Source organism: uncultured Fretibacterium sp., from assembly GCF_938030725.1.
Taxonomy (GTDB): domain Bacteria; phylum Synergistota; class Synergistia; order Synergistales; family Aminobacteriaceae; genus Fretibacterium.
In genome coordinates this window covers 1-21,730 of sequence record NZ_CALHIQ010000089.1, presented here as the reverse complement: position 1 = coordinate 21,730, position 21,730 = coordinate 1, and the positions used below count along the sequence as shown (strand labels likewise).

Here is a 21,730-nt window from a genome sequence, read left to right as displayed (position 1 = left end):
TTTTGGGGGCCGGAGCGTTCCGGCCCCTTTTGCGTCGCCTTCGACCCTACCGCTTGTCCCGCCGGTAGACGAACCAGTAGGCCAGAGCCACGAGGACGCCGCCGCCCACGACGTTGCCCAGGGTAACGGGCAGGAGGTTCGCCTGGAGCATGGCGCCCCAGTTCAGGTTTGCCAGGGCCTCCGGCGACAGGCCAACGGAAGCCGCCCGCCCCGCCAGGGCCGGTTCCGCCGCGGCCAGGATGCCTGCGGGGATGTAGTACATGTTGGCCACGCTGTGTTCAAAGCCCGACGTCACAAAGAGCCAGATGGGGAAGAAGATCACCAGCACCTTGCCTGCGATGTCCCGCGCGGCGAAGCTCATCCAGACCGCAAGGCAGACCAGCCAGTTGCAGAGGACGCCCAGAAAGAAGGCGTTCCGGAAGGACAGGGCCGTCTTGCCGACGGCCGTCTTGATGACCGAAGCCCCCAAGAGCCCCCCCGACATCCCCCACTGCCCGGACAGGCACACCAGCCCCGCCGTGAGAAGCGCGCCCGCGAAGTTTCCGGCGTAGACGACGAGCCAGCTGCGCAGGAGCTGCCACAGGGAGATCCGCCCCTCAGCCAGGGCCATGAGCATGAGGGAGTTCCCCGTGAAGAGCTCGCCTCCCGCCACCACCACCATGATGAGCCCTGCGGCGAAGAGCGCGCCCGCCAGGGCCTTTGCCACTCCGGCGGACTCCACCGTGTGGACGGCGACGCAGGACCCGGCCGCCCCAAACGCGATGAAGGCCCCCGCCATCACGCTCAAGATCAGCTGGTTCGTCACGGACATCTCTGCCTTCCGCTGCCCCACGCCCACGACCAGCTCCGCGACCTCCGCGGGGCTCAAAAAGTTGCTCTGCATTCAAAAATCCCTCCCTTCTCCATCTAAACTAACAGATCGACCGGCTAAATGCAACAGCCCCAAACCTTCGGGAGCAGCTTTTGAGCGATCCGATCCTGAAACGAGGAGAGCCACCGACGCGGCACTCCTCAGGTGAAGGCCGGCGCTTCAGCAGTAGAAAAAGCCCCCGACGGGCTTTACTATGCCGTCGGGGGCTTCGCTTCAGAATGTGGACGTCAGCGATTCTTTTTCGGGACGATATCGCCCTGTTTGTCGAGGAGGAACGAGCCGATGAAGCCCTGCAGCTTCTCCGCCGTGGTGGCCAGGCCCTGTGCAGCGCCGGCGATGGACTCCGCGGCTTTGGTCGTTTCGCGGGTCGCGGTTTGAATCGAATCGGCGGCCTCCACCACGTTGTGGTTGGCCTCTGCGACGTGCTGTATGGATGCCGTCATCTCCTCGGAGGAAGCAGCCTGCTCCTCCGATATCGCGGCGATGTTCTGAATGGCATCGTTCAGACGGGCAATGGCATCCATGGCGCCGTTCAGCTTCTGCTGCGTCACCTCCGCCGCTTCCGATGTTTCGATCAGTATCTTTTCCGTTTCCTTTGTCGCCTCGACAGAGCTTTCAGAGTGCTTTTGAAGGCCCGCTATCAACTTCTCGATCTCCTGAGCCGCGTGAGCCGATTCCTCGGCCAGCTTGCGCACCTCCTCGGCGACGACGGCGAATCCCCGCCCCGCGTCGCCGGCCCTCGCGGCCTCGATGGCGGCATTCAAGGCGAGAAGGTTTGTCTGATCGGCGATGGAGGTGATCGTAGTCACGAAGGAGGATATCGCGTTCACCGACTCGCCAAGCTCTTGAATCTGAGCGATGCTCTGGCTGGACTTGTCCTTCGCCTCCCTCATTCCCGTAACGACGGCCCCGACCTCATCCACGGCGTTCTTCGAAACGTCCGCAACGCGGGACGCCTGCTCGGCGCTCTCGGTGGCGCTCTGTGCGCTGGACTGGGCACTGTCGGCAATCTCCCCGACGGACGCGCGGGTTTCCTCCGTCGCTGAGGAAGCGGAACTGACGACGCCGTTGACGCGCTCAATGGACGCTGAAACCTCCTCCATCGACGCGAGGGTTTCCTCGGAGAGGGCCGCAAGAGTATCGGCCTGTCTTGAAGTTTCGTCAGCCTCAGTTCGAATGTTGCGAAGCGTTTCGGACACGGAAGCGATCATCGCGTTGAGCTCCCTTGACATGCCCGACAACTCGTCGCGCCCCGTCTCATCGAAGCGAACGGTCAGGGTTCCCCTGCTCAGGTCGGCCGTCACAGCGCTCATGCCCTTGAGGGAGCGGGAGAGGCTGCGCATGATGGCGAAGATGAGAAAGCCGATGACCAGGAGCGCCACCACAGCGATGAGGACAAGAAAGACTGTCAGACCACGCACCATCGCCTGAATCACTGATATCGGGAAGAACACGATGAAGAAGAGATCATGACCTGCAGGCGCGAAAAAGACGCGCCGCCTTTCTCCGTTGTTGAGGTAGTCAGCAAAACCTGTCTCGCCGCTCAGAGCTTTGACCGCAAACTGATGGACGGACGCATCGAACTCCTGCCCATTGAGGAGGTTGGCCTTCAAAACGTAGTCCTTGTTGCTGTGGGCAATGAATGTGCCGTCCTTCTGCACGAGGGCGCCCGATCCCTGACCGAAGACCTTCTGGCTAACCACAAAAGCGCTCAGCTTGTCCAAATCCACCTCAATAGACGCCACGCCCACCAGTTTGCCGGAGTCATCATAAACGGCCTTTGTGGCTGCAATCACCAGCTTCCCTGAAGCAGCCTCAATATAGGGAGTGCTGAATCTGGTGGTCCCGCGGTCGGCCACAGCCTGCTGATACCAGCCTCGCGTCCGGGCGTCATATCCCGCCGGGGCAACCCACTTGCCCTCGGAGCTTGCGATGGCCAGTAACCCGGTGGACTCGAGCGCCAGGTACAGGTTCAGGATGTTCTTGTCCTCGGCGTTCTTCAGCATCTTTTCGCAGATCGCCTCGACGTTCTTTGCCCCGGCATCGGGGTTACCCGCGTCGATGTAGGCTTGGCGCATGGCGGCCGCAGCGACGTTTACGGTCGCGATGTAGCGGTCCAGCTGATCCTGGACGATGTGCGCAGCGCCAACTGCAATTTCGGTGCCGGAACTCTTCAGAAAGCTGTCGAGCATCGCTCCCGATCGAACGTAAGTCACGCCGGTCATCAAGAGGATCACCAGGGAAATCGCCCCTGCGATCAAGCGCAGTTTTCCACGAATAGACATAAAAAGCCTCCCTCCAGAATTTTACAAAGTTACAATACAATTCATCTATTAAAAATTATAATTCCGCCACATCGGTTTGTCAAGCAAAACCAGCCAATTCCTCGTCATCTCCGCTTTAGCACAAGCAGCCGTTCCCTCAATCGCAACGATCCTCAATGATCGCTTTCCAATGTCAACGCCGCGCTGCGGCCGGAGGGCTCCCGCCGGCAATCTTTTGCTTTTTTCGAGATATCTGTCATAATAACAAAATATCATCGTGCAAGTCGATCGGCAGTCGTGAATCGTGAAAAAACTTTCGGACAAATTTTAAGGAGGCGGAGCAGGATTTGTACTCTTGCGAGCTCATCATCAACTGCTGCGGGCTTGACGACGTTTCCCTGAGCGTCCTGAAGGGGATGTCACCGCTTCCGCGCTTCATCCACCGCTTCCAGCCCTTGAAGCCGCTGGGAGGCCTACCTCGGAAGGATCGCCAGATCGTCATCCTCGACGAGAGCGCGAGCCTCTCGGAGGAGGATTTGCGCGCGTCCATCGAGGAGGGCGCAAAGCGTATCCTCTGCACCTCCCGCCCGAAGAACCTATCCGAAAAGGAACTGGCGCTATGGGACGACGTGTGGATCAAGCCGCTCTCCCCCGCGATGCTGCGCTTTCGTTTTCAACACATCCTGCGGGAGATCCAGGCGGAGAAGGCCCTCTGGACGGCTCAAAACCAGCTGAACCAAACCATCGATCCCCTGCCGGACCTCATTTGGTACAAGGACCTGAAGGGCGCCTACGTCAAGGTCAACGACGCCTTCTGCCAGCTCGTCGGCAAGACGAAGGAGGAGGTCCAGGGGCACGGACACTACTACGTCTGGAGGATGCCGGAGGGGGAGTGTGCGAAGGACGAGTACGCCTGGCCCGAAACGGACAAAGAGGTCATCCGCCAGGGGAGAACCTGCGTCTTCGACGAGGAGGTCAGGGGGCAGGAGGACCTGCGCCGGTTGAAGACCTATAAGACTCCCCTTTTCGACGAGGACGGCACGATCATCGGTATCGTCAGCGTCGCGCGGGACATGACGAAGGAGCTGAAGTTTCAGCAGCAGATACTGGAGATCGCCCGGCAGGATGCCCTCACCGGGCTGGCTTCGCGCTGGTACTTCCAGAACTACATGCAAGCCCACCAGGACGAGGAACACGTCGCCTGCGTCTACCTGGACCTCGACCACTTCAAGGAGGTCAACGACACCTGGGGACACCAGACGGGCGACGCGGCGCTCGCCGCCACCGCCGAGATGATGCAGCACAACTTTCCGGACGCCTTCATCGCCCGCCTGGGCGGGGACGAGTTCATGATGGTGTTCCTTGGGGATCTGTCGCTGGAGGACCTCAAGGGGCGGGTGGACCAATTCATTCAGGACATGGCCGCCTACTTCCACAGCTCCGACAGGACGAAGAACCTCACCGTCAGCGGCGGGATCACCAAGACGACGGAGAACGAAACCGGCTCGGCCATCGACCACCTCATCCACCGGAGCGACCTGGCCCTCTACCAGGCCAAGCACAGCGGGCGCGCCTGCTGCGTCATCTACGACCCCTCCATGGAGAAGGAGCGCCGCGTCAGCGACAAAGGCGCCCCCGGCGGCGTGGACCGCCGCAAACGCCTCACCCCCAACTGGGGAACGGGCTGCGGGCCGGAGGGCGAGCGGGACAGGAGAAGACAGGATGAAAGATAGCGGGGCCAGGCCCCGCTATTTCATTTCTTAACGCCCATGTGATTGATCCGGTTGGCGCAGTACCCCGCTCCAAAGCCGTTGTCGATGTTGACCACCGTCACGCCGCTGCTGCAGGAGTTCAGCATCGCAAGGAGCGCCGCCAGACCGCCGAAGGACGCCCCGTAGCCCACGCTGGTGGGCACGGCGATAACCGGGCACTCCGCCAGGCCGCCCAGCACGCTGGCCAGGGCCCCCTCCATGCCCGCCACCGCAATGAGGACGCTGGCGCTCATGATGTCCTCCAGGTGGGAGAGGGTGCGGTGCAGGCCCGCCACGCCGATGTCGTAGAGGCGCTGCACCTCGCTACCCAGCGCCTCGGCCGTCAGCGCGGCCTCCTCCGCCACGGGGATGTCGCTGGTCCCGCCCGTGGCCACGACGACGCGCCCGATCCCGTCGGGCTGCGGCAGGTCCCCCACAATGCCGACGCGGGCCTCCTCGTGGTAGTCCAGCGCGCAGGACCGGCCGACGGCCTCCGCGGCCTCCGGCGACAGGCGCGTGATGAGGACGGGGCCCTGCCCGTTCCGCCGCATCGCCTCCAGGATGCCCGCTATCTGTTCCGGCGTCTTGCCCGCGCCGTAGATGACCTCCGCCGCGCCCTGACGGACCCTGCGGTGCAGGTCCACCTTGGCGAAGCCCAGGTCCTCAAAGGGTTTCTCCTTCACGTGCAGCAGCGCGTCCTCGACGCTCATCGCCCCTTCGCTCACCCGCTGGAGCACCTGGCGGACGGACAGGGACATGGGCCTCAGCGTTTCATCAAAAGCCGCGCGGCCCGCAGCGTGTTCCTGGCCAGGACGGACGTCGTCACGGCCCCAACGCCGCCAGGCACGGGGCTCACCATGCTGACGACGGGCGAAACGGCCTCAAAGTCCACGTCGCCGCAGAGCTTGCCGTCCGGCCCCACGTTGATGCCCACGTCCACGACGATGCTCCTGTCCGTCACGCAGTCCGCGCCGATCATGCCCGCCTTCCCCGCCGCGGCGACCACGATGTCCGCGCGGCGGCAGACGGCCGGCATGTCCACGGTCTTCGTGTGGCAGATCGTCACCGTAGCGTTCGCCGCCAGCATCAGCATCGCCAGTGGGCGCCCCACCACCATGCTGCGCCCCACGAGGGTCACGTTCTTTCCCTTGAGGTCCACCTCGTAGTGCGCCAGCATCTCCATCACCGCGCCCGGCGTGCAGGGGGCAAAGCCGTCCTTCGCGCCCGCAAAGACCATGGCCGAGCTGATGGGGCTCATTCCATCCACGTCCTTGCGCGGGTCGATGGTCCGACGCGCCGCCTCGTCGCTCAGGCCGCCCGGCAGCGGGCGGAACAGGAGGATGCCGTGGACGTTCGGGTCCGCGTTGATCTTCCCGAACTCCGCGTCGAAATCCGCCTGTTTGATGTCCTCCGGCAGCTCGTACACCTGCGCTGTGATGCCCAGCCCGGCAAAGCGCTTCAGGGCTCCGCGCTCATAGGCCAGGTCGTCCCCCCTGGCCCCCACCCTCACGATGGCCAGCTTCGGGTCCACGCCCATCCCCTTCAACTCCGCGTGCTCCGCCAGAAGCGCCTCCTTCATCCCGGCCGCCACCTCGGCCCCCTTCATGAAGACAGTCACTTGAACCAGCTCCTTTCTAAATTCAGCTTGTAAATGTTATTGTAGCGTATCCAGCTCGTTATTTCGAGCCTGACGTCCGCCGGGGCGTCGTGTTATACTGCGTTTAAACTCATACTGACGAGGACGTGAAACGATGAGTACGGCTGCGATCGACACGGTGATCTTCGACATCGGAGGAGTGCTGGCGAACTTCGACTGGACCGGCTACGTCCACCGCTGGGTCGGGGACGAGGGGGCCATCGAGGAGATCAACGAGGCGCTCTGGGGGACGGGACTGTGGGACGAGCTGGACCGGGGCGTGCTGAGCACGGAGTCGATCATCGAGGGCTTCATCGCCGGCGCACCCCGTCGTGAGGGCGAGATCCGAACGCTCATGGAGCACATAGGGGGCTGCGTGAGCCGGCTGGACTACGCCATCCCCTGGATTCAATCGGTCAAGGCGACGGGCCGGCGCGCCCTCTTCCTCTCCAACTACTCGCACCTCATCATGGACGCCAACCCTGGCGTGTTGGACTTTCTGCCCGTCCTGGATGGCGGCGTCTTCTCCTGCGACGTGAAGCTCCTGAAGCCAGACCGGGCCATCTACGCCGCCATCTGCGAGCGATACGCCCTGACGCCGGGCCGCTGCGTCTTCATCGACGACCTGGAGCCCAACGTCCAGGGGGCGCGGGACTTCGGGATGCAGGCCATCCAATTCCAGAGTTACGAACAGGCGCAGAGGGACTTGAGCTCGATGCTCAGAAGCGACGCCTGAGCGGAGTCACCTTATGATGACAGAACGGATAGAACGAGGAGGCGGAACGAAAGTGAGTGCGACGGACGATACAATGGAAACGGGGTGCTGTCCCTGGGCCCTGATGAACCCGGAGATGCGCCGCTACCACGACACGGAGTGGGGCGTCCCCGTCCACGAGGACGGGAAGCACTTTGAGCACCTGATGATGGAGGTCATGCAGTGCGGGCTGAGCTGGAACACGGTGCTGCAGAAGCGCGATATCTTTCGCCAATGCCTGGCGGGCTTCGACTGGAACCGCCTGGCGGCCTTCACCGATGAGGACGTGGCCCGCGCCATGGAAACTCCCGGCATGATTCGGGCCCCGCGCAAGATCCAGGCCATCATCGCCAACGCCCGCTGCTTCCAGAAGGTGCGGGAGGAGTTCGGCAGCTTCAGCGAGTACCTGTGGGCCTTCACCAAGGGCAAGACGATCCTCTACGACGGACACCAGGCGGGGAACATCCCCGCCAGCAACGCCCTGTCCGCAGCCGTCAGCCAGGACCTGAAGGCGCGCGGCTTCAAGTTCCTTGGGGCGGTGACGGTCTACTCGCACCTTCAGTCCTGCGGGGTGATCAACGATCACATCGAGAGCTGCCCGCGCCGACGCCAGCTCATCGCAATCGCCGATGTCGCCCATCGGCCCCCGGAGGGCGAGGAGGGCATCGGACGCGCGGAGCGCAGGGCAAAGGACAAGCCCGGCATACGGCAGGAATGAAGGGTCCGGCGCAGGCGGGGGGGAAGGAACCTCCGGCTCGTCTTTCACGCCCCGTCTTTGCTTCGATGCTCCATTGCCCTTTTGCCCATCTCTCTCGGCGCCGATTTTGTCCGCCACCCGCCGTTTAAAGCACGCCAACTCTTTTAATCGCGAGGTGTCAACAAACAGAGCCACCGGCTCAACCGATGGCTCTGTTTGTTAACATGCTTAAAAGCGATGACCACAACCCCAACACTTACAACCTCCGCTTCGCGTACCTCAAGAAGTTCTTCAATTGGTGTCTCTCGGAGGGTCTGCTCTCCTGTGCTCACCTCCTGGCCGAGCTCCTGAGGCTCCCGAACAGGCGGACCTTCACGGGGCTCAGGGACTACGCCCTCATGCTGTTCTCCCTGGACTGCGGGGCGCGGCCTGGGGAGAGCCTCCAGCTTCGAGCGAGGGACTTCAACCTGTCGGGGCTCCTGGTGACGATCCCGGCCCCCGCGGCCAAGACAAGGCAGCCCCGGACCTACCTCAACCGCAGTCGCCTTGACTTCGGTTACCCCATTGGTCAGGGGGAGCAGGGGCCGTCCTCCAACCGTCGTCAAAATGACGACACTTGAGCCCCTTGGCCGCCCCCTAACGAACCGTGAGGAACCAAGGGTATCAAACGAATTGACCCCTCTGAGGGGATCAAGTGCTGACCCTCGGGCCAAGGAGCGGGGCCATCCTGCAGGGGCTCATTTTAAGCCTTAATGCCGCTTGCTTTTTTAAACAATCGGTCTATTTCCTCCGGGGTATTCTCACCCTCCAGGGGAATGAATCCGGCAATATGCGCGAAGGGAATACTCCCGACCCCAGCTATGGGGACTCCATTGATCTCGACGTCATAAACCCGCATTCCATACCCCATAAACTCTTTTTCTTCCTCGTCATCAATGTCAATAGCATGTTCGTCGTAGTACCATGCTACGCAGGTCAAGACATCTCCCAACGGGAACAGGGATGAGGACTCTTTGAGTTTCACCTGCACGCGCCGTCCGCAGTAGCGCATAATTTTGTCATCCAACTCATGCGCCGACAAATACTGTTCCGCCATGTTCCCGTTTCATCTCCTGCAGCCGACCGGTTCTCCCCCCCATGATCACAGGGAGAGGGCTCAAGGGGCCTGCGTTTAAGGCAGTCCCTTTCCCGTTCCGAGGACGCCTCCGTTATCTCCTGAGCCTTGTCCAGGGCATGGCCTGACGCTCTTATCCACAAGTATGCGCCCCCAGCCAAGAACGCAGACCGTTGAAATCAAGCGTCCCCTGCGCCAAGGACAGCGCCGTTTCGGTAATCTCTCTTTCGCTTGCTTGGAGCCGCACGCCATTCTCTGAGAGGAACAGCGTCATCAGGAGAATCCCCAGACGCTTGTTGCCATCCTGGAGGGGGTGCCCCTGGATGATCGAGCGCCCTATCACTGCGGCCAGGGACAGGAGATCGCTGCCGTAGTAATGCGAAACTGCGGCCAAGTTGGCGATATAGCCGATGGGGTTGAGGTTGATAATCCCGATGGAGTCTCCGGCATACTGCTCCTGCAGAAGGAGCACCGCGTCAAGTATGGCCTCCTCATTGAGCCATTCAATACCTTGCGAGCTCATCGAACGCTCCCTTGTGCTCCTTGATGATCTGGGACATCAAGGTCCTTCGGGCCTCGCGGCGTCGACTCCCCTCTCCCTGCGGCTCTCCGTCGTCCCCTTGGCGGCAGATGACGCCGGTATTCCCATGCTTCAGCAAAACGCCTTTAATGGTCATCCCTCTATCTCACCTCCGTGTTTCCCGGAACGCTCCCAAGACTTCCAGCTTGGGGCCTTGCCCCTGTGCGTAATTCGGCTGGGTACGTTTTAAACGCATCCAGCAATGCAGAATCTTCCCCGGCCTACCTGTAGACCTCTCTTTTGTGTCCGATCTTCAAGACGAGACGACGAGCTCGCAGTCCCGAAGGTCGCAGATGAGCCGGTAGTTTCCCACGCGGTAACGCCAATACCCTGAGAGCGGGCCAGTCAGGGCTGCGCCCCTTTCTCGTGGAGAGGAAGCGAAGGACAGCGTACTCAGAAAATCCACTATCCGCGTTCGGGCGGATTTGTCCAGGCGCCCTAAAGTCTTCTCTGCTTCCCTCGAAAGCCTAACTCCCCAGGCCAAGGCGTACTCTCACATCTTCCAGGCTATAGGTTTCCATCCTGCCGCTCCTAACTTCCTCGGAAATCCTCACGGCGCCCCGGTAGTCTTCCAGGTCTTCAAGGTACTGCTCGATAGCTGCAGCAATAAGATTCTCTGGCGTCTGCCGCGCTGCACGGCTCTCCGCTCCCAGGCGTGCCTCCACCTGCAGGAAAAATCCGTATTGCTCCAAGTGCCTCACGAGGTCGCGTCGGTTAATCGACATGCGATGCCCCCTCCATGGCCACAGGAAGGGGTTCAAAGAGGACCGGCGTTTGAGGTGGGACCTGCCCCGTTTCCAGATACGCCCTTGCCATCTCCTGGGCGGCGTCTATCAGCATGGCCCGGCACTCCTCAAGGGTGCTCCCCTCAGTGATGACCTCCGGCCATTCGAGAAGCTGCCCCATGTAGCCCGCCTCTATCTTCGTGTAGCAAGCCGTATAGGTCGCCATCCCTTACCCCTCCTCTCTCTTGGCCGCAGACACCGCAGCCGCGACAGTGTTCTGGGTTTGCGTAACGGCCTCCCTCATTACGTCAAGGGGAACTTGATACAAGATTGCCATCTTTTCAGCGCCCCCCGTTGGAACATCGTTTACCCCGTTTTCATACCACGCTAACGTCGTAACCCCAACATGTAATCTCACTGCTGTCTCGTTGCGCGAGAGATAAGCATTTGCCTTAGGAAGGCTAACGGAGTGCGGTCCGCTTCCGTCCATCTTGGCATTATCGTTCCTCCTCTTCATTCCATTATAACCCCTTCCAGATGGACTGTTATAATTATACATAGTAAAAGACGAAAAGCCGTTTCTCCCGAATGGAAAAACGGACATTTTGAAAGCGAGGCGACAGGAATCCTTGCGCTGCAAAGCTCCCCATGAGCGACGGCCTATTTTCTCTATTTCTGCTACTTTTTCCCTGTAAACCCCTGCAATTCCTCTATGGCGAGCTTGGGCAGATTCGAACTGCCGACCTACGGCTTAGGAGGCCGTCGCTCTATCCACTGAGCTACAAGCCCGCAAAGGAACTATGTTAATATAACATAAAAAGCCGTACTGTCAAATACAATTTCGATCGGGAGGCTGAGGGGCAATGCACGAGGCGTTGATACGATCCTTCGACGGGACGGAGCTCTATCGCTGCACGGACGAAACCTCAGGGGCAGCGCTGGGGAGCGTCCTCCTCCTCCACGGGCTGGGGGGGCACTGCCGGCGGTTCGACGCCGTGGCGGCCGCGATGGCCGACGCAGGGTGGCGCGTGACGCGCTTCGACCTGCGGGGACACGGCCGCTCCGGCGGAGCGCGGGCCGACGTCCAGGACTACCGGCTGTTGGTAAAGGACGTGCGCCTCATGGCGGACGCCGCCCTGGCGGAACGACCCGGCCCGCTCTTCACCGTCGGCTACAGCATGGGGGGGCTTCTCTCCCTCCTGCTCGGCGTTCACCTTCCCGAAGGGCTATCCGGGCAGGTCCTGGTCGGAGCGCCCACCCTGGAAACTGGGCGCTATCGAAACTTCCGGCGTCCTCAGATAGAGCACCTGCTGATGCGTTGCTCCCCATCCGTCGGGGAGGAGTCCCTGACCCTGGACGAGGCGGCGCGGCGCGAGTACGAAAAAGACCCCTGGGTGCTCCGTGCTTTCGTCAACCGACTGCTCGTCGAGGTCTTCGTGAAGGGCATGGACGACCTCACGGCTTCGCTCCCCACCCACCGGCTGCCCTTCCTGGCCCTCCACGGCTCAGAGGACCGCATCGTGCCGCCCGCGTCCGCGGAGAACCTCCGGGCCCGCTCCGCCTCGCCGGACGGGACTCTGGTCATCCTGGAGGGCGCGTGGCACGACCTCCTCCACGGACCGGAGCGGGACAGGGCGACGGAGCTCATCCTGGGCTGGCTGAGAGCCCACGCCGCAGCAGAGGCGTGACCCCCTTCTCTCCCTCAAAATCGAGGCCGCTCTTTGGAGTAGGCCTGAGAATTTTTCTCCTGTTTCAGGGACAATTTGGATATAATGAGAGAACGCGCCGGGGCAACAGGGCGCGGCACACAAACGGCTGGACTCGATTTAGCGCCATAGGGCGCCGATCTTTTTAGATGGACTGGGGGCAATTCTTATGTGCGGCATTCTAGGTTACAGCGGGAGCAGACAGGCCTCCCCCGTTCTGTTGGATGGACTGGCGAAACTTGAATACCGAGGCTACGACTCCGCCGGGCTGGCCGTCCGCGACGGCACGGACGTGAAGGCCGTCAAGGCGAAGGGGCGGCTGAAGGCCCTGGCGGAGCGGATCAACTCCGGCAAGGCGCTCTCCGGCACCTGCGGCATCGGTCACACGCGCTGGGCAACTCACGGCGTCCCTTCGGAGGAGAATGCCCACCCCCACTGGAGCGACGACATGACCGTCGTGGCGGTCCACAACGGCATCGTCGAGAACTACCAGGAGCTGAAGGAAGAGCTGCTCAGGAACGGGTACACGTTCTACTCCCAGACCGACACGGAGGTGGCCGTCAAGCTCATCGACCTTTACTATAAAAAAAGCGGCAACAATCCCGTTGCCGCCCTCACGAAGGCGATGAAGCGCATCCGTGGCTCCTACTGCTTCGTCCTTATGTTCAGGGAGTTTCCTGACGCCGTGTGGGGCGTGCGCAAGGACAACCCCCTCATCGTGGGCAAAGGAGACGGCGAGTCCTTTCTGGCCTCCGACGTTTCCGCCATCCTTCAGTACACCCGGACGGTGTACTACATCGGCAACATGGAGATCGTCGAGATCTGCAAGGGGGACATCCGCTTCTACGACAAGGACGGCAGGCCCTTGGACAAGGCGTCCACAGAAATCAAGTGGGATGCTCAGGCTGCGGAGAAGGGCGGCTTCGAGCACTTCATGATGAAGGAGATCCACGAGCAGGGCCGCGCCGTGAGGGACACCCTCCGCTCCGTGCTGAAGGAGGGCAGCGTGCTGGACATGAGCGCCACGGGCCTGACGAACGACGAGATCAGGAACTTCAGCCAGATCTACATACTGGCCTGCGGCTCCGCCTACCACGCTGGCGTCGCGGCCCAGTACGTCCTCGAGGACCTGGTGAATATCCCCGTGCGCGTGGAGCTGGCCTCCGAGTTTCGCTACCGCAAAATCCCGCTGGACCCCTCCGCTCTGGCCATCGTCATCAGCCAATCCGGCGAAACGGCGGACACCTTGGCCGCCATGCGCCTGGCCCAGGAGAACGGGATCAGGACGTTGGCCATCGTCAACGTGCTGGGCAGCACCATCGCACGGGAGGCGGCCAGCGTGTTCTACACGCTGGCGGGGCCGGAGATCGCCGTGGCGACGACCAAGGCCTACAGCGCCCAGTTGATCGCCTGCTACCTCCTGGCCATCCACTTCGCGAGTGTCCGAGGCACGGCTTCCGCCATCCGCTGCCGTGACCTGCTGCGCGAGCTGGAAACCCTGCCGGAGAAGATCGATGCTGTGCTGGACGAGAAAGAGCGCATCAAGGACGTGGCGGAGCGCTTCAAGGACGCACGCGACGCCTTCTTTTTGGGGCGCGGGCTGGACTACGCGCTGGCCATGGAGGGCAGCCTCAAGATGAAGGAGATCAGCTACATCCACTCCGAGGCCTGCGCCGCCGGCGAGATGAAGCACGGCCCCATCAGCCTGATCGAGCCGGGCGTCCTGGTGGTCGGGCTCATGACGCAGGGGGGGCTCTACAAGAAGACCGCCAGCAACCTCATGGAGGTCAAGAGCCGCGGCGCGTGGCTCCTGGGCGTCACCAACCGCGGGAACGACGCCCTGAAGGACGACGCGGACCTCGTCTTCCCCCTGCCCCAGACGGACGAGCACTTCACATCGAGCCTCGCCGTGATCCCGCTGCAGCTCCTGGGCTATTACCTGGCCTGCGCGCGGGGGCTGGATGTCGATAAGCCCAGGAACCTGGCCAAGAGCGTTACCGTTGAATAGGGTGAACGGGGCACGGAGGGGGTGCAGCCCGGCGCCCTCTCTCCTGTCCGATCGCGAGGAGCCCCTGCCCACCATCAGGCTGATCGCCCTCGACCTCGACGGGACGCTGTTCAACGAGGAGGGCGAGATATCGCGCAAGGACGCCGCGGCCATCCGCGAGGCCTCGGATCGGGGCGTCACGGTCGTCATCTCGACGGGGCGCCCCTACTGCGGCGTGCCCGTCGAGGAGGTAGCGCCCCTCGGAGTGCACTGCGCGCTCACGGTCAACGGCGCCGCCGTCTACACGCTGCCGGACCGAAAGCTCCTCTTCGACGACTGCATGGACGCCCGGACCGCGCTGGGCGTCCTGCGTGACCTGGAACCCCTGAACCTCTACTACGACGTCTTCATCGACGGAGATGCCTACTCCCGTGAGGATCGCCGGGCCCTCCTGGAGCAAACCGTTCTGCCCGAAAGCGCCAAGGCCTACATCAGGCGCACGCGCATCTACGAAAGTGACCTTCTGGGACGCATCGAGCGCGAGGCGCTTCGCGTCCAGAAGGTCACCATCAACTTCTGCCGGCAGGACGGCGCCCTTACAGGGCGGGAGGAGGCGGAGCGCATCCTGGCCGCCCACCCGGAGATCACCTACGTCTGCGGCGGCAACCACAACTGGGAGTTCAACCGAGCGGGCGTCGATAAGGGTCGCGGACTCTCGCGCCTCATGGAGCTCCTGGGCATCCCTCTGTCGGCAAGCATGGCCTGCGGCGACTCCGGAAACGACCTGCCTCTGTTCAGGACGGCGGGCGTCAGCGTTGCCATGGCCAACGCCCCGGAGGAGGTCAAGCGCGCAGCGGACTTCATCACGAGGTCCAACCAGGAGGGCGGCGTCGCCCTCGCGATTCAACACTGCATTCGGGGAGCATAGGCCCCACCCGCGAGGAGCCTGAGCCACCCCGGCCCCCCTCGCGGCGGCGGCCCCGCATCGCGCACACAAGGCTGAAGCCTCCCGGCGGCCCGTCAGCTGATCTGCCAACGGACCCGGCTGCCCTCCGAGTCCTTGCTGACGATCAGTTGGTCCTCGATCTCCTGCTTCAGCTCCGTCACGTGGGAGATAATGCCGATGAGGCGGCCGCCCGCTATCCGCTGCAGCACCTTGACCGCCTGGTTTCGCGTTCGGTCGTCCAGGGAGCCGAAGCCCTCGTCGATGAAGATCATATCCAGGCTGATCGACGAGGCGCTCTCCTGGATCAGGTCCGCCATCCCCAGAGCCAGCGAGAGGGCCGCCACGAAGGACTCTCCTCCGGATAGCGTCCAGACCTTCCGTTCCCTGCCGGTGACCGAAGAATAGACCACGAGGTCCAGCCCCTGATTCCTCCCCTCCCCCGCCTGCTCCTCCTGCACCAGGCGGAGCTCGAACTGCCCCGCAGTCATGTCCTGAAAGCGGGTATTCGCCGCGTACAGGATTCGCTGCAGGTAGTGCCGCTGCACGAAGGTTTCGATGTCCATGCGGGCGCCCGACTCCTTGCCCCCCAGCCCCCGGTGCAGCCCGTTGAACCGGGCGTACTCCCGAGCAACCTGCTTTCGTTCTTCCATCCTCGGCGACAGGGCAGAGAGGACGGCGTCGTCCGCCTCAAAGGCCCTGTCGAGCCGCGCCCAGGCGGACTGAGCCTTCTCCAGTTCCTCTTCCGCCTCGTCCCTGGCCCTTTCCAGGTCTTCCATGACGGGCTTCTCGCGCCCGTTTACGGCCTTCAGAGCCGCGTCGCGCGCGCCCTCCGCAGCCGCCTTTTTCTTGCGGTGCGCCTCCACCTCATCCAGCAGCGCCCCCACGTCCTCCCGGCCGTGCCGGCGAACGGTTTCCATCCAATCCGCCTCGGATAGCTTCTTCTCGTCCATGAGCGCCTCGTAGGCCTGTCTGCGTTGCTCTGCCTCCTCCCTCTGAAGGGGCAGTTCCTCCGCGAGCCGGGCGATCGCGGCCTCCGCGTTCTCCAGCGAGCTCCGCGCGGACTGCGCCGCCTCACGAGCGGCCTCGAAGGCCGAGTCCGCCTCGCGCTTCGCAGTCCTGGCCCCGCTGAGGGCCGACTGTGCGTCCGCCACGGTCGCGTAGTCCCGCTGCCCTTCGAAGCCCTTGAGCTCCGCCTCGGCTGCAGCGAGGGCGCTCTCCGCCTGATGCGCCGTCTGAACCGCCTTATCGGCGGCGATCGTCAGCGCCTGCCGCTGTTCGTCCACGCTCTTAAGGGACTCCTTGATGCGGCTCAGAGCCTGCGCGCCCTCCCGAAGCGCAACCCCCTCCGCCCGGATTCCGCCTCTCCAGCTTTCCAACAATGACCGCACCTGTTCCAGGCTCAGCGCCTCCGACGCTTCCGGGATGCTCCTCGCCAGACGCTCATACAGGCGCGTCAAGGTCCCTTTTAGGGTTCTCTCCTTCTCCTCCAGGAGGCTCAGGGCGGACCCCGACGCCGTAGAGCGCTTCGTCAGGTCCTGCTGCAGACTTGCGACCTCCTCGGCCAGCGCATCGACGACCTCTCGAGTCAAATCCCGGCTGCCCTCCGGCAACAGGCAGGGGCGCGGGTGATCCGTGGAGCCGCACACGGGGCAGGGCTCGCCAGGCCTCAGCTTTTCCCAGGCGATAAAGCCGGCCTGGGCGTCCAGAAACTCCCCCTGTTTTCGGACGTACTCGTCCCTTTTGCTGTTGTACTCCTCCCTGACGGAGGCGTACTCCCCCTGCAACCTCTCCGTTTCCGACCTCTGCTGTCTGGCGTCCCGTCCGGCGTCCTCCGCCAGGGACACCTCCACCATGAGGTCTTCCGCTTCCCTGCGTCTGGCCTCCCACTCCGCCAGGCGCAGGTCCGCGCCCTCCAACTCCTTCTCTCGCGCCCGCCACGCCGCTTCCTTGGCCTCAAAGTTCATCAGAGCGTCCTTGGCCTGGAGCGAGATCACCTCCGCAGAGCTGAGCGCAGCACGCCACTCCTCAAACGTTTCCGTCGCGATACGGATCCGCTCCAAAACTTGAAGCGCCCTGCTCACGCGCTCGGACACCCGAGTGAACTCCTCGATCCCCGCCGCCTGGACGGACCGGGCCTCCACCTCGGAGGCCTCCGCCCGTTGACGACCCAGGGTGAGGTCCGGAAGGGCCCCCTTCAAATCCACCAGTTTCCTCTCCGTCTCCGCCACGGCCTTCTCCGCGTCATCCATCCTCTGATGCAGGGGCTGAATCTCGTAGGCCGCGTTGATTCGGACCATCAAGCGGCCTGCCTCCCGAATTCGCTCCTCTTCGGCCTCACATTCGACAAGCGCCCCCTCCGCCCTCTCCAGCTCCTCAAAGGCCCGCGCGAGGTCCTGGGCCCCGGTGTAGGCGTCGCGCGCCGCGTCCCGCCGCCTGCCCTTTTCGTCCCGCTCCGCCGCAGCGAGGGCAGTTCCTTCCTCAAGCCTGCCGCAAAGGGCTTTGAGCTCCTCCAGAAGGGCCTCCATGTCCATGACCGTCCCCCCCTCGGAGGCCAGGAGGCGAGAACGGCTCTCCTCCAGCCGCTCCATGCCCTCAAACTCCTCCGGGATCACGACGTGTCCCGCCTCGGCCTGAAAGGCGCTGCGGATCTCCGTCACCCGTCTGGCGGCGTCGTCCAGGCGGCGCTTCAGCTCATCCACGATGTCCTGATAGAGCCGGGTACGGAAGAGCTTTCGAAAGATGTCCTTCTTCTTGTCCGCCCCGGCGCCGAGCAGCTCCATGAACTCCCCCTGAGCGATCATGGCCACCTGCATGAACTGTTCCTTCGTCAGCCCGACGATCTCTTTAATCTTTCGGTCCGTTTCCGACAGGTTCCCTGAGTACGTCAGGCCGTCCGGCATCGAGAGAGAAACGGTTTCCCCCCTGGGCCTGGAGCCGGCCTTCTGCTCCTGCGAACCGCGATAGCGGGGGGTGCGGGTTACGGTGTAGAGCCTCTCCTCCCCGCCCTGCACCTCCGAGAAGGTCAGAGTCACGAAGGGCTTGGTATCCAGGTTTGCGAACTGGCTCTGCAGGTCCTCGCCCTGCCGCTTGCCTCCGCTCCTGCCGCTTGCGCTCGTTTCCCCGTAAAGGGCGAAGACGATGGCGTCGAAGATCGTGGTCTTGCCCGCGCCGGTGTCCCCGGTGATGAGGAAGAGCTTTTGGTTCGGCCGGGTGAAGTCCACCGTCGTTTCCTTGTTGTAGGAGCCAAACGCCCTCATGGTGAGTGTCAGCGGTCTCATCTCAGTGCGCCTCCTGAACGCTGTTGATCACATCCTGAAGGAGCGAGCGCTCCTCCTCATCCAGCTCCCGGCCGCCCCACTGCTCCCTCAGGAAGGAGCCGCAAAGCTCAAAGGGGCTCATCTCTGCCTCTTTCGCCCCGTGCCCGGCGCGGTCGCCCGCCCGGCGCGGAAGCTCCCGCCGGATCTCGAGGAGGTTCGGGAAGCAAGTGCGAAGGCGATCCTGCATGTCGAGGACGTCCAGATCCTCCTTATCCATCAAAACCACCGTCACGTAGTCCTCGCACCCCTGGCTCAGGACCTCGGAAAAGGCGCCGGTAATGACGCGGACCTCGCGGAGCGGGATCAGGGGCAGGACGGAGGTCTTCACGCATCCCTTCTCCCCCAACTCCACCACGATGATGCCCTTTTGCTGTCCCGCCTCGCTTACGGAACAGGCCAGGGGCGTCCCGCAGTAGCGATAGCGCTCATTGCCGACCTCCATCGACTTATGCATGTGGCCCAACGCCGCGTAGTCAAATCGCTCCAGGACGTCCGACCTCACTCCATCGATATCGCCGACGGTGCGCACCTCGGAGTCCATGCGCTCTATTCCAGACGCCTCTCTCCCGGAGGGAAGGTAGAACTGGTGGCTCACCAGGACGTTCCGCTGCTCCGGGTCGATCGTTTCCCGATCGATCAGCCGGTGCAGCGCCTCATCGTAGGAAAGGCCCCGCAGCGTTACGTCATCATCCTCGTCGCCCGATGCCTCTGCGCCCGCATCCAGGACAGGCCGCACCATGGAGGGCTTCACGAAGGGGAGCAGGTAGAAGTTCACGGGGCCGAATTCGTCCCACAGCACCACCTTCTCGATGAAATCTTCCGGGGTCCGGGGCGGGAGGCCCACCATGTGGATTCCCCGCCGCTGCAGCACGCTCCGAAAGAGGTTGACCCGCGGTCCGCTGTCGTGGTTGCCGCTGATCATCATGATCTCCGCCGTGGGGACCGCTCCCGCAAGTTTCGAAACGAAGCGGTCGAAGAGCTCCACCGATTCGCCGGAGGGGTTCACCTTATCATAGATATCGCCGGCGACGACGACGGCGTCGGGGCTCGCCTCCTCGGCAGCCCTCACGATCTGGTCGAGGACGTACTCCTGATCCTCCAGAAGGTCCCGGTTGATGAGCTTCAGGCCGATGTGCAGGTCCGATAGATGAAAGAACTTCATGCACGCACTTCCTTTTACGCTGGATTTGCACCTCAACACGGCGCCCCGGCGCGAGGGCCATCAGGGCCTCGCAGGATCGCGCCTGAAACGAGGGGGCGGAGCGCCTCTCCATGCTATCACATATATCTTACCGCTAAATTTCATTTTAGAGGGCAAAAAACACGACCGATTCCAGCTATCGAACGCTGTGTTAGGTCGTGCAGCCCCGCCAGAAACGACGATCAAGATATTGACAAAGTGGCGCTGTGCCGTTAAGTTTAAGCCGTGACGGCTTTTTGCCGGCGACATCGACTTTGAGTTCAGGAGGCGTTATGCTATGAAGAGTTCGTTTCTGAAAAAGTGTGCGCTGTCGATGGCAGCCATGTTCTGCCTGGTCCTCGCCGCATCCCAAGGGGTTGCCGCGGAGCACTGGACGGAAGTGTTCTTCAACCGATGCCTCGCCCTGGAAAAACAGGCCATCGCCCTCGCGGAGAGGATGATCCGGGACGACAAGCCCACCGCGAAGCCATCCCGGTACTGCCCCCTGGAGGAGAGGAATATCGACGACCTGTGGTTCCTGGAGTGGAAGAAGAACGGGACGACCGTTTCGGGGGCCTCTCAGCAGAAGAACGGAGAGTACCATCTCTATGGGATTGAGATAAGAGATCCCGACATCGTCTTCCCCGGCGGGATCCGCGTGGGGGCCAGCACCGATGTTTTGAAAAGCTACTTCGACGGCTGCCTGAACCGCTCCGACTACCCTGAGGACTTCGACCCGGGCGACCTGGAGTACGAGAACGAGCTGCCCCCCTCCGGAACCGGCTCGATCGGCTACCTGGAGCAAAACTCCGCCATGCTCATCGAGTGCGAAGGCGGCAAGATCACCTCGATAGCCTACGGGATGCCGATCGACATGCTGCGCCTGTATTAGGGCCACCCGAAACGCCGGGCAGCGCGGCGCCTTTTGCTGCTCAACCCGTTCCTGCCCCACGACCCTTTCGCTGCGGAGTCAGCCTTTTCCCCGATACTGAATCCGTATCTTGGGCATAGCAAGCTATCTCTTTTGTATTATAATAAAAAAAGTCAATAATCCAAAAGGGAGGCGTTTGCATGAAGATTGGCCCCTTTACCCTTGCAGCGGAGAACCCTGCCGTCCCTGGCTGCACCCTGTCCGGCAAGGTCATCCAGGACACGTTCGTCTTCTCCATGGCGGAGGGGACGGACATCAGCCCCGAAAGCTATCCGGACCACAAGCTCTGGCTCGCCGTCCACGGCAGCATGCGCGTCGTGACGGAAAGGGAAATTCCCCTCGGCGCCGGCCAGGGCTACGTGACGCCCGTCGGGGTGCCCGTGGGGATCAAGGCCGAATCGGACAGCGTGTACGTCGAGGTATTGTTAAGAAAGGAGACCGTGATGAACCCTGTTTTGAAGGACAAGGAAGTCTTTGAGCTGAAGGACCTGATCCCCTACCAGGACGGCAAGATCGTGAACCTGGACCTCCTGAGCTCCCCGAAGATGAAGTTCGTGGTGATGAGCTTTGACGAGGGCACCGGCTTGTCCGAGCACTCCGCGCCCGGCGAAGCGTTGGTCTTCGCCCTGGACGGCAAGGCGATCATCGGGTACGAGGGGAAGGAGTACCCCCTTCGCGCCGGAGAGAATTTTCGCTTCCAAAAGAACGGACTGCACTACGTCAAGGCGGACGGCCGCTTCAAGATGGCCTTGCTGTTGGTCCTGGAATGAACCGGTGAGATAACCAAAGACTATCGCGGGGGGGCGAGGTCATGTTGGAATTACGGAACCTGTCCTTCTCCGTCGACAATGACGGGGTCAGGAAAGAGATCATTCACGACTTGAACCTTATCGTGGGCGACAACAAATTTGTCGCGATCACCGGCCCGAACGGAAGCGGGAAATCCACGCTCGCCAAACTGATCGTCGGGATCGAAAAGCCGACCGAAGGTCAAATCCTCCTGGACGGCATCGACATCACGAACATGGGAATAACGGAGCGCGCAAGGAAGGGAATGGGCTTTGCCTTCCAGCAGCCCGTGCGCTTCAAGGGCATCACGGTCCACGCGTTGCTGCGGCTGGCTTCCGGCAAGGACCTCTCGGTTTCGGACGCCTGCGACTACCTCTCGGAGGTTGGGCTGTGCGCCCACGACTACATCCGCAGGGAGGTCAACGCATCCCTGTCCGGCGGGGAACTCAAGCGCATCGAGATCGCCACCGTCCTCGCCAGGC

23 protein-coding genes and 1 tRNA gene are annotated in these 21,730 nt (G+C 62.5%); 10 read left to right on the top strand and 14 right to left on the bottom strand.

Features of this window, described 5'->3' with window-relative positions; translation table 11 throughout:
- Positions 1 to 46: 46 nt before the first annotated feature.
- Both Q0629_RS05520 and Q0629_RS05515 read right to left on the bottom strand, forming a co-directional pair.
- Entirely contained in the window at positions 47 to 883 is an 837-nt protein-coding gene (locus Q0629_RS05520; protein WP_298779944.1) for a formate/nitrite family transporter, read from the bottom strand.
- Positions 884 to 1,098: 215 nt separating this feature from the next.
- The gene (locus tag Q0629_RS05515) at positions 1,099 to 3,156 is read right to left on the bottom strand and encodes a methyl-accepting chemotaxis protein (RefSeq protein WP_298779941.1); all 2,058 of its coding nucleotides are present in this window, start codon (positions 3,154 to 3,156) and stop codon (positions 1,099 to 1,101) included.
- A 326-nt stretch (positions 3,157 to 3,482) separates the two neighbouring features.
- On the opposite strand from Q0629_RS05515, the gene Q0629_RS05510 reads away from it, so the two are divergent.
- Positions 3,483 to 4,868 (top strand): sensor domain-containing diguanylate cyclase, encoded by a 1,386-nt coding sequence (locus tag Q0629_RS05510; RefSeq protein WP_298779939.1) that lies wholly within the window; start codon positions 3,483 to 3,485, stop codon positions 4,866 to 4,868.
- Between the two features lie 20 nt (positions 4,869 to 4,888).
- On the opposite strand, the gene larB is transcribed toward Q0629_RS05510, so the two are convergent.
- The gene (gene larB / locus Q0629_RS05505) at positions 4,889 to 5,644 is read right to left on the bottom strand and encodes a nickel pincer cofactor biosynthesis protein LarB (protein WP_298779936.1); all 756 of its coding nucleotides are present in this window, start codon (positions 5,642 to 5,644) and stop codon (positions 4,889 to 4,891) included.
- Positions 5,645 to 5,649: 5 nt separating this feature from the next.
- Positions 5,650 to 6,504, bottom strand: coding sequence for a bifunctional 5,10-methylenetetrahydrofolate dehydrogenase/5,10-methenyltetrahydrofolate cyclohydrolase (locus Q0629_RS05500; RefSeq protein ID WP_298779934.1), 855 nt, complete (start codon positions 6,502 to 6,504; stop codon positions 5,650 to 5,652).
- A gap of 133 nt (positions 6,505 to 6,637) precedes the next feature.
- On the opposite strand from Q0629_RS05500, the gene Q0629_RS05495 reads away from it, so the two are divergent.
- From Q0629_RS05495 to Q0629_RS05485, 3 genes are all read left to right on the top strand, one after another.
- Entirely contained in the window at positions 6,638 to 7,258 is a 621-nt protein-coding gene (locus tag Q0629_RS05495; RefSeq protein ID WP_298779932.1) for an HAD family phosphatase, read from the top strand.
- 52 nt (positions 7,259 to 7,310) lie between these two features.
- A complete protein-coding gene (locus Q0629_RS05490; protein WP_298779930.1) occupies positions 7,311 to 7,994 on the top strand; it encodes a DNA-3-methyladenine glycosylase I in 684 nt (227 codons plus the stop codon).
- Positions 7,995 to 8,179: 185 nt separating this feature from the next.
- Complete coding sequence (locus tag Q0629_RS05485) at positions 8,180 to 8,593, top strand: hypothetical protein (protein WP_298779928.1); 414 nt, start codon at positions 8,180 to 8,182, stop codon at positions 8,591 to 8,593.
- A gap of 122 nt (positions 8,594 to 8,715) precedes the next feature.
- Here Q0629_RS05485 and Q0629_RS05480 read toward each other — a convergent pair whose 3' ends face one another.
- From Q0629_RS05480 to Q0629_RS05445, 8 genes are all read right to left on the bottom strand, one after another.
- Positions 8,716 to 9,069, bottom strand: coding sequence for a hypothetical protein (locus Q0629_RS05480; protein WP_298779927.1), 354 nt, complete (start codon positions 9,067 to 9,069; stop codon positions 8,716 to 8,718).
- Between the two features lie 151 nt (positions 9,070 to 9,220).
- The gene (locus tag Q0629_RS05475; RefSeq protein ID WP_298779924.1) at positions 9,221 to 9,610 is read right to left on the bottom strand and encodes a type II toxin-antitoxin system death-on-curing family toxin; all 390 of its coding nucleotides are present in this window, start codon (positions 9,608 to 9,610) and stop codon (positions 9,221 to 9,223) included.
- Complete coding sequence (locus tag Q0629_RS05470; RefSeq protein WP_298779921.1) at positions 9,591 to 9,764, bottom strand: hypothetical protein; 174 nt, start codon at positions 9,762 to 9,764, stop codon at positions 9,591 to 9,593. Before Q0629_RS05470 ends, Q0629_RS05475 begins: the two co-directional genes overlap by 20 nt.
- Positions 9,765 to 9,920: 156 nt before the next feature.
- A complete protein-coding gene (locus tag Q0629_RS05465; RefSeq protein WP_298779919.1) occupies positions 9,921 to 10,151 on the bottom strand; it encodes a type II toxin-antitoxin system RelE/ParE family toxin in 231 nt (76 codons plus the stop codon).
- Positions 10,135 to 10,392, bottom strand: coding sequence for a hypothetical protein (locus Q0629_RS05460; RefSeq protein ID WP_298779916.1), 258 nt, complete (start codon positions 10,390 to 10,392; stop codon positions 10,135 to 10,137). Before Q0629_RS05460 ends, Q0629_RS05465 begins: the two co-directional genes overlap by 17 nt.
- Entirely contained in the window at positions 10,382 to 10,618 is a 237-nt protein-coding gene (locus Q0629_RS05455) for a type II toxin-antitoxin system HicB family antitoxin (RefSeq protein ID WP_298779914.1), read from the bottom strand. Before Q0629_RS05455 ends, Q0629_RS05460 begins: the two co-directional genes overlap by 11 nt.
- 3 nt (positions 10,619 to 10,621) lie before the next feature.
- Positions 10,622 to 10,909 (bottom strand): helix-turn-helix transcriptional regulator, encoded by a 288-nt coding sequence (locus Q0629_RS05450; protein WP_298779911.1) that lies wholly within the window; start codon positions 10,907 to 10,909, stop codon positions 10,622 to 10,624.
- A 196-nt stretch (positions 10,910 to 11,105) separates the two neighbouring features.
- A tRNA-Arg gene (locus Q0629_RS05445) sits at positions 11,106 to 11,181 on the bottom strand.
- A gap of 74 nt (positions 11,182 to 11,255) precedes the next feature.
- Here Q0629_RS05445 and Q0629_RS05440 point away from each other — a divergent pair.
- The 3 genes from Q0629_RS05440 to Q0629_RS05430 all read left to right on the top strand — a co-directional run bounded on the left by Q0629_RS05440 (position 11,256) and on the right by Q0629_RS05430 (position 15,013).
- Positions 11,256 to 12,080, top strand: a complete 825-nt coding sequence (locus tag Q0629_RS05440) for an alpha/beta fold hydrolase (protein ID WP_298779909.1) — start codon at positions 11,256 to 11,258, stop codon at positions 12,078 to 12,080.
- 187 nt (positions 12,081 to 12,267) lie between these two features.
- Positions 12,268 to 14,106: a glutamine--fructose-6-phosphate transaminase (isomerizing) gene (glmS, locus tag Q0629_RS05435; protein WP_298779906.1), complete on the top strand. Its 1,839-nt coding sequence runs from the start codon at positions 12,268 to 12,270 to the stop codon at positions 14,104 to 14,106.
- A gap of 1 nt (position 14,107) precedes the next feature.
- A complete protein-coding gene (locus Q0629_RS05430) occupies positions 14,108 to 15,013 on the top strand; it encodes a Cof-type HAD-IIB family hydrolase (protein WP_298779947.1) in 906 nt (301 codons plus the stop codon).
- Positions 15,014 to 15,105: 92 nt separating this feature from the next.
- Here Q0629_RS05430 and Q0629_RS05425 read toward each other — a convergent pair whose 3' ends face one another.
- Both Q0629_RS05425 and Q0629_RS05420 read right to left on the bottom strand, forming a co-directional pair.
- Positions 15,106 to 18,309 carry an SMC family ATPase gene (locus Q0629_RS05425; RefSeq protein WP_298779903.1) on the bottom strand — a complete coding sequence of 1,068 codons (3,204 nt, stop codon included), beginning with the start codon at positions 18,307 to 18,309 and terminating at the stop codon, positions 15,106 to 15,108.
- A gap of 1 nt (position 18,310) precedes the next feature.
- The gene (locus Q0629_RS05420; protein ID WP_298779900.1) at positions 18,311 to 19,510 is read right to left on the bottom strand and encodes an exonuclease SbcCD subunit D; all 1,200 of its coding nucleotides are present in this window, start codon (positions 19,508 to 19,510) and stop codon (positions 18,311 to 18,313) included.
- 316 nt (positions 19,511 to 19,826) lie between these two features.
- On the opposite strand from Q0629_RS05420, the gene Q0629_RS05415 reads away from it, so the two are divergent.
- From Q0629_RS05415 to Q0629_RS05405, 3 genes are all read left to right on the top strand, one after another.
- Positions 19,827 to 20,420 (top strand): hypothetical protein, encoded by a 594-nt coding sequence (locus Q0629_RS05415; RefSeq protein WP_298779898.1) that lies wholly within the window; start codon positions 19,827 to 19,829, stop codon positions 20,418 to 20,420.
- Positions 20,421 to 20,599: 179 nt separating this feature from the next.
- Positions 20,600 to 21,229 (top strand): cupin domain-containing protein, encoded by a 630-nt coding sequence (locus Q0629_RS05410; RefSeq protein WP_298779896.1) that lies wholly within the window; start codon positions 20,600 to 20,602, stop codon positions 21,227 to 21,229.
- Between the two features lie 41 nt (positions 21,230 to 21,270).
- On the top strand, positions 21,271 to 21,730 hold a 460-nt coding region (locus Q0629_RS05405; RefSeq protein WP_298779894.1), incomplete at its 3' end, for an ATP-binding cassette domain-containing protein.

Bases quoted from the DNA above. Each gene is read 5' to 3' on its own strand.
- Q0629_RS05425 (WP_298779903.1), bottom strand. From the start codon at position 18,309: ATGAGACCGCTGACACTCACCATGAGGGCGTTTGGCTCCTACAACAAG.
- Q0629_RS05470 (WP_298779921.1), bottom strand. From the start codon at position 9,764: ATGACCATTAAAGGCGTTTTGCTGAAGCATGGGAATACCGGCGTCATC.
- Q0629_RS05455 (WP_298779914.1), bottom strand. From the start codon at position 10,618: ATGGCGACCTATACGGCTTGCTACACGAAGATAGAGGCGGGCTACATG.
- glmS (WP_298779906.1), top strand. From the start codon at position 12,268: ATGTGCGGCATTCTAGGTTACAGCGGGAGCAGACAGGCCTCCCCCGTT.
- Q0629_RS05475 (WP_298779924.1), bottom strand. From the start codon at position 9,610: ATGAGCTCGCAAGGTATTGAATGGCTCAATGAGGAGGCCATACTTGAC.
- Q0629_RS05460 (WP_298779916.1), bottom strand. From the start codon at position 10,392: ATGTCGATTAACCGACGCGACCTCGTGAGGCACTTGGAGCAATACGGA.
- Q0629_RS05485 (WP_298779928.1), top strand. From the start codon at position 8,180: ATGGCTCTGTTTGTTAACATGCTTAAAAGCGATGACCACAACCCCAAC.
- Q0629_RS05415 (WP_298779898.1), top strand. From the start codon at position 19,827: ATGAAGAGTTCGTTTCTGAAAAAGTGTGCGCTGTCGATGGCAGCCATG.
- larB (WP_298779936.1), bottom strand. From the start codon at position 5,644: ATGTCCCTGTCCGTCCGCCAGGTGCTCCAGCGGGTGAGCGAAGGGGCG.
- Q0629_RS05480 (WP_298779927.1), bottom strand. From the start codon at position 9,069: ATGGCGGAACAGTATTTGTCGGCGCATGAGTTGGATGACAAAATTATG.
- Q0629_RS05410 (WP_298779896.1), top strand. From the start codon at position 20,600: ATGAAGATTGGCCCCTTTACCCTTGCAGCGGAGAACCCTGCCGTCCCT.
- Q0629_RS05440 (WP_298779909.1), top strand. From the start codon at position 11,256: ATGCACGAGGCGTTGATACGATCCTTCGACGGGACGGAGCTCTATCGC.
- Q0629_RS05450 (WP_298779911.1), bottom strand. From the start codon at position 10,909: ATGAAGAGGAGGAACGATAATGCCAAGATGGACGGAAGCGGACCGCAC.
- Q0629_RS05515 (WP_298779941.1), bottom strand. From the start codon at position 3,156: ATGTCTATTCGTGGAAAACTGCGCTTGATCGCAGGGGCGATTTCCCTG.
- Q0629_RS05495 (WP_298779932.1), top strand. From the start codon at position 6,638: ATGAGTACGGCTGCGATCGACACGGTGATCTTCGACATCGGAGGAGTG.
- Q0629_RS05520 (WP_298779944.1), bottom strand. From the start codon at position 883: ATGCAGAGCAACTTTTTGAGCCCCGCGGAGGTCGCGGAGCTGGTCGTG.
- Q0629_RS05420 (WP_298779900.1), bottom strand. From the start codon at position 19,510: ATGAAGTTCTTTCATCTATCGGACCTGCACATCGGCCTGAAGCTCATC.